Genomic DNA, 5,096 nt, shown 5'->3' with positions numbered 1-5,096 from the left:
TGGAAAACAGTTTTACGTATCAAGCCTTGTTTGGCTTAAAGGGGGGTCTATGTTGAAAGCTAGTGCTCCGTTCCTCAGCTTCATTGAGCATCATCGGACAACTCACAACCCCGAACGCACTGCCCAAGATGGAAATTGGCGCTCTGCCCTGCAAGCATTTGCCTATCGGGCTTGGAAAGCTTTAGCTGGCAGTCAAGAACCTCACGTTGAGGCAGTCCGCGATCGCAGTGGACAAGTCTCCTGGCAGGTCTACGATCCGGTGACAGACTATCATAATACCTTTGCCTCTGAGCAAGATGTACGGGTCTGGTTAGAGAAACGTTATTATCACTAGTCTGTGTTTTGCTGCTGCCTTCCCCCGATAGCAATTGAGCACAGCCCTAGCTCTCTTCATTGGTCCCAAACCCCTCTTCCCATATGGGAATGAGGGGTTTGGTATGCAGGGCATCGGGTACGCTAGGCGATCGCTCAGGATCATCCTCATCTTCCCACCAGGGAATAACGAGGATACTGCCTAACCTAGTAGGGTGCTGTTAGGCGAAGCCGTAATGCACCTCTCATGAAGCTTGAAGTTGAAATGCTTGCCAATCGTTATGTCTTCCCACTTAACCACAGTCATAACTACCTTCCCAGGCACCCTGAGAATTTGCAGAACAAAACCCGTTTGAACACAGTATCCGCTACCCTGAATTCAGGGGAGATATTTCGCTAATCCCTTGAATCACACCGCATAGAGTCTTTGCTAGTTTGCTGGCAGATGACGGGTTACACCGGGGGATGCCGCAGGGCAGACTCATGCTCCCGAGATGTGCGGAACGCGATCGCTGAATAGGACATCCATGGCTGTAACACCTCAGAAACTCATTCAATATAAGCAGCAAGGTCGGCGGATTACGGTGCTGACGGCGGCAGATTATCTGTTTGCCCAAATTATGGATCAGGCAGGGGTGGATGTTGTGCTGGTGGGCGACTCCTTAGCCATGGTGACCTTGGGCTATGACACGACGCTGCCGGTCACTCTGGAGGAAATGCTGCACCACGCCAAGGCCGTGCGTCGGGGTGTGAAGCAGGCGTTGCTGATTGTAGATCTACCGTTTTTAAGTTATCAGGTGAGCCTGTCCCAGGCGATTGAATCGGCGGGGCGCATTTTGAAGGAAACTGGCGCAGGGGGCGTCAAGCTAGAGGGCGGCTACCCTGCCATCGTCGATACGGTCGCGGCCCTAGTGCAAACGGGAATGCCGGTGTTGGGGCATATCGGCCTCACGCCCCAAGCGGTACGTCGCCTAGGCTATCGGCAACAGGGAACGACTCCTGAGGCGGGAGAGCAGCTCCTAGCAGAAGCGATCGCCTTGGAGCAGGCCGGGGCGTTTGCCATTGTGCTCGAACATATTCCCGATCATGTTGCGGCTACGATTAGCCAGAAGCTATCGATTCCCACTATTGGCATTGGTGCTGGGCCAGATTGTGATGGGCAAGTGTTGGTGACGGCAGACCTGCTAGGGCTTTCAGACTGGCGGCCGCCCTTTGCGAAAGCCTATGCAAATCTGCGGGAAACAGTGCAGGGAGCCGTGGAAGACTTCTGCCAGGATATTCGCGAAGGCCGGTTTCCCTCCTCGTCTTCTAAGGGTTAAGCCTTGGGATCTGAGGATTGTGGGTTGTGGATTGTGGGTTGTGGGATCTGAGAGCGATCGCCTTCCTTCCTAATTCTGAACGAGGATCGATGATCATCGCTCCTATTAGACAGGGGTGGGTATTAGACAGAGGTGGGTAAAGGATCAACCCACGGTCTGCTGTATGTATTACAGCGCTACAAAGCGGTTCGTTACGGCTGCGCCTATCAGCACCCTACCCAGACAAGCATGGGGATCACCACCATCAGCAGCTTGCCGCCTTCCCTGCAATTTGGTACAAGCAGGAAGCACGTATTTCACACGGATGATCATGGCTCAACCCTCGCTGCACGACTATCGCCAACGCTATCCTGCCCTCGCCAATAAAACCTATTTCAACTATGGAGGCCAGGGGCCGATGGCCCAGGAGGCGATCGCTACCCTCCATGACACCCAGATGCACATTCAAGAGCGGGGGCCGTTCTCCAGCAGCACCAATGCTTGGCTGCAGCAAGAAAGCCACCTGGCCCGGCAAGCGATCGCCGCTGAACTGGGCACACAACCCGAGGCCATCACCCTTACCGAGAACGTGACCGTGGGCTGCAATATTGCCCTATGGAGCATCGACTGGCGCGAGGGCGATCATCTGCTGCTGACGGATTGTGAACATCCGGGCGTGATCGCCACCGCCCATGAGCTACAGCGACGCTTTGGCATCAAGGTGTCTACCTGCCCCGTCCTCGAAACCCTAAACCAAGGTGATCCCGTGGGGGCGATCGCTCAGCATCTGATGCCCACGACCCGCATGGTGGTGATCAGCCATATTTTGTGGAACACCGGCCAGGTTTTACCGATGAAGGAAATTGTGGCCGCCTGCCGTCAGCACCCTAGCTACCAGCCAGTACGGGTTTTGGTGGATGCGGCCCAGTCTGTGGGCGTTCTGCCCCTGCAGCTTGATGACCTAGGAGCAGATTTCTACGCCTTCACCGGGCATAAATGGTGGTGTGGTGCGGCGGGCGCGGGCGGGCTCTATGTCAACCCTGCCTGCTACGCCACGGCGGCTCCCACCTTCGTGGGCTGGCGCAGCATCACTATGGACGGCACCGGGCAACCCACGGGCTTGAAGGAAAACGGTCAACGCTACGAAATTGCCACCTCCGACTATCCCCTCTACAGCGCCCTTCGCAGTGCGATCGCTCTCCATCAACAGCGGGGAACGGCCCTGCAGCGCTACCAGCAGATTCAACAGCTCAGCGCCTACCTCTGGGAGCAGTTGCAAACTTTGCCGACAGTTCAACCCCTCCGCACCACCCCTCCCGAAGCCGGTCTCGTCTCCTTTCGCCTAGAAGGACAGCCCGACCGAGCCCATGGGCAACTGGTGGCTGAGCTCGAAGCCCAGCAGATCATGGTGCGCACCATTTTGCATCCCAACTGCATCAGGGCCTGCGTGCATTACTTCACCACAGAGGAAGACTGCGATCGCCTGATTGCCCAACTGCGATCGCAGCTCACCTAGAGGGCGATCGCGCTCAACTTGTGGGACGACCTGCCCTATCCCTGCGCAGCAATTCTCAGTATGAACATCTTGCATGAGCTTATTGAGAACAGTGTCAATAGATTGGTTGAAAAAGCTCATTCTTTCGTTCAGGATTCGGCAGATTGGGCAAGCTACTGGTCAAAATGAGAATTGCTGATCCCTGCGAGAATTGACTGGATGGGGTGAGGTGATCCCTGAATTATGATAAGATTCAAAAAATCTGAGATGTCTGAGTTAAAGAGGAAAGGCCATCCATGGACGCGGCACTAATTTTAGCCAAGCTGCCCGAAGCTTACTCTGTTTTTGATCCCCTTGTTGATGTGTTGCCTATTATTCCGGTTTTCTTCCTGCTCCTCGCCTTTGTTTGGCAAGCGGCGGTTGGTTTTAAATAAACCTTTGATACACCAACATGATTAGAATCCTTTAGGCACTCTCAGGGGTGCCTTTTTTCATGGCGTGATTGGCTAGGAACCCTACATTTCCTAGGATTTCATCTTCCCATGGCGATTGGGTAAGCCTAGAAGCTTGGCCAAAATCAGTCCAGATAGACCGCTAGCGATCGCTACTCCGGCGAGGAGAGGCATCAGGGTCAAGAGGCGGCTCCCGATCGGTGCCACGTCAGGCAACAGCCGCTCGATGGGCCAGGGCAGGAATCCCACCGTCAGCCCCAAGCCCCAAGCCAAGGCTGATCCTGGCACCCACACCCAACTATGGCGGCAGTGGCGACGCAGCACCCACGACTGGGCCAGACCCATAACGCCCCCTACCCATAAACCACTCATTAATCCACTCAACCATTGGACAGCGATCGCTGCTTGCGCCTGATTCAAACCAGTGAGCAGCATCCAACCGAGAATCATCCCAGTGTAGAAGCTGACCACTAACCCTAGAGTCGTCGCCCATAGCCACCGATTACCCTGACGCATATGGGGACGCAGCACCTGCCCTTGCCCCAGTCCAACCATCCAACTGCTCAGCACTAATCCACCAATACTGGGCGTTTGGAGTGTGATCATTAAACCCATATTGATCACCAGCATCCACAAAACGCAGGCGATCGTGACCAGCGTCCACCGCAACCAAAATCGTTGATTCGCAACCCAAGGGGTCAGAGAGGGCATAGGTTCAGTTGATAGATGCCTCACGTGGGAAGACGTCACGATGGGCAAGTATGGCAACGGCGCTCATTTCGACTACGCTCAATGCTCCAATCCTGATGAGAAGAGGGTTGAGCGCAGTCGAAACCCGGCAACGTAGATTCCTTTCATTGCCTTACAAGACCGTGCGTTACGGCTTCGCCTAGCAGCACGCTACGTCGTCGCGATCGGCGCTGTGACCCTTTCCCACGAACCACTATCCATCGCTGAGGGGCTGGAGTACGGGCGATCGCTGCCGTTGCCGGGCGGCATCGACGGCCTGCTGTTGGTCACGACGGGAAATCCAGCGGTGGTAGGTGCGGGTGTGGATGGCGACGGAATGCCCCATCATCCGCGCTGCCACCGTATCGGGTAGGCCAAAGTGAATGGTGCGCACGGCCCAAGCGTGGCGCAGGTCGTAGGGCGAAAAGGGGAGGCCATAGCGACGAAACTGAGCACTAACCCGCTGCCCAACACGCTGCAGGGTAGTTTTGTCTAAATCTGTTTGAAGCTTGGGAAGCTGAATATGGCGCAGTGAGAAATGATCAACCCACTCGGGATAAAAAGGCCAGACTTCGTGATGCCCAGTTTTGGTGGGCTCTAGCACTTCGACGATCGCTTCCCCATGGGTCTGCTGCAGAGCGCTGTAGTCGCAGTAAAACACCTCATGATTGCGCAATCCGTAGGTGGCCATGACGCCGAAAACGAACCGCCAGGCCGGGTTGGGAATCATGGCATAGGCGTCTAGAATTTCCGTATCGCTGGGTAGACGGCGGGGCTGTAGGGTGGTGGCGTTGTAGGTGCCCCACCATT

Annotated in this window: 6 protein-coding genes; 4 read left to right on the top strand and 2 right to left on the bottom strand. The window is 55.5% G+C overall.

Annotation, left to right across the window (positions count from 1 at the left end; translation table 11 throughout):
- The 4 genes from V6D20_21490 to V6D20_21475 all read left to right on the top strand — a co-directional run.
- On the top strand, positions 1-334 hold a 334-nt coding region (locus V6D20_21490), incomplete at its 5' end, for a hypothetical protein (GenBank protein ID HEY9818356.1).
- A gap of 505 nt (positions 335-839) precedes the next feature.
- Positions 840-1,631, top strand: coding sequence for a 3-methyl-2-oxobutanoate hydroxymethyltransferase (panB, locus tag V6D20_21485; GenBank protein HEY9818355.1), 792 nt, complete (start codon positions 840-842; stop codon positions 1,629-1,631).
- Between the two features lie 310 nt (positions 1,632-1,941).
- Positions 1,942-3,126 carry an aminotransferase class V-fold PLP-dependent enzyme gene (locus V6D20_21480; protein HEY9818354.1) on the top strand — a complete coding sequence of 395 codons (1,185 nt, stop codon included), beginning with the start codon at positions 1,942-1,944 and terminating at the stop codon, positions 3,124-3,126.
- A gap of 275 nt (positions 3,127-3,401) precedes the next feature.
- On the top strand, positions 3,402-3,539 hold the full coding sequence (locus V6D20_21475) for a photosystem II reaction center protein K (GenBank protein HEY9818353.1): 138 nt from the start codon (positions 3,402-3,404) through the stop codon (positions 3,537-3,539).
- Positions 3,540-3,629: 90 nt separating this feature from the next.
- On the opposite strand, the gene V6D20_21470 is transcribed toward V6D20_21475, so the two are convergent.
- Positions 3,630-4,268 (bottom strand): hypothetical protein, encoded by a 639-nt coding sequence (locus V6D20_21470; protein HEY9818352.1) that lies wholly within the window; start codon positions 4,266-4,268, stop codon positions 3,630-3,632.
- 232 nt (positions 4,269-4,500) lie between these two features.
- Positions 4,501-5,096, bottom strand: a 596-nt coding sequence (locus tag V6D20_21465; GenBank protein ID HEY9818351.1) for a site-specific integrase, incomplete at its 5' end; no start/stop codon positions are given.

This window comes from Candidatus Obscuribacterales bacterium (genome assembly GCA_036703605.1).
Classification (GTDB): Bacteria; Cyanobacteriota; Cyanobacteriia; order RECH01; family RECH01; genus RECH01.
Note: the sequence above shows the minus strand (reverse complement) of the source record. Positions and strands in the feature narration are given on the sequence as shown.

Excerpts from the sequence above, each read along its gene's own strand:
- panB (HEY9818355.1), top strand. The coding sequence starts at position 840 with ATGGCTGTAACACCTCAGAAACTCATTCAATATAAGCAGCAAGGTCGG.
- V6D20_21475 (HEY9818353.1), top strand. The coding sequence starts at position 3,402 with ATGGACGCGGCACTAATTTTAGCCAAGCTGCCCGAAGCTTACTCTGTT.
- V6D20_21480 (HEY9818354.1), top strand. The coding sequence starts at position 1,942 with ATGGCTCAACCCTCGCTGCACGACTATCGCCAACGCTATCCTGCCCTC.
- V6D20_21470 (HEY9818352.1), bottom strand. The coding sequence starts at position 4,268 with ATGCCCTCTCTGACCCCTTGGGTTGCGAATCAACGATTTTGGTTGCGG.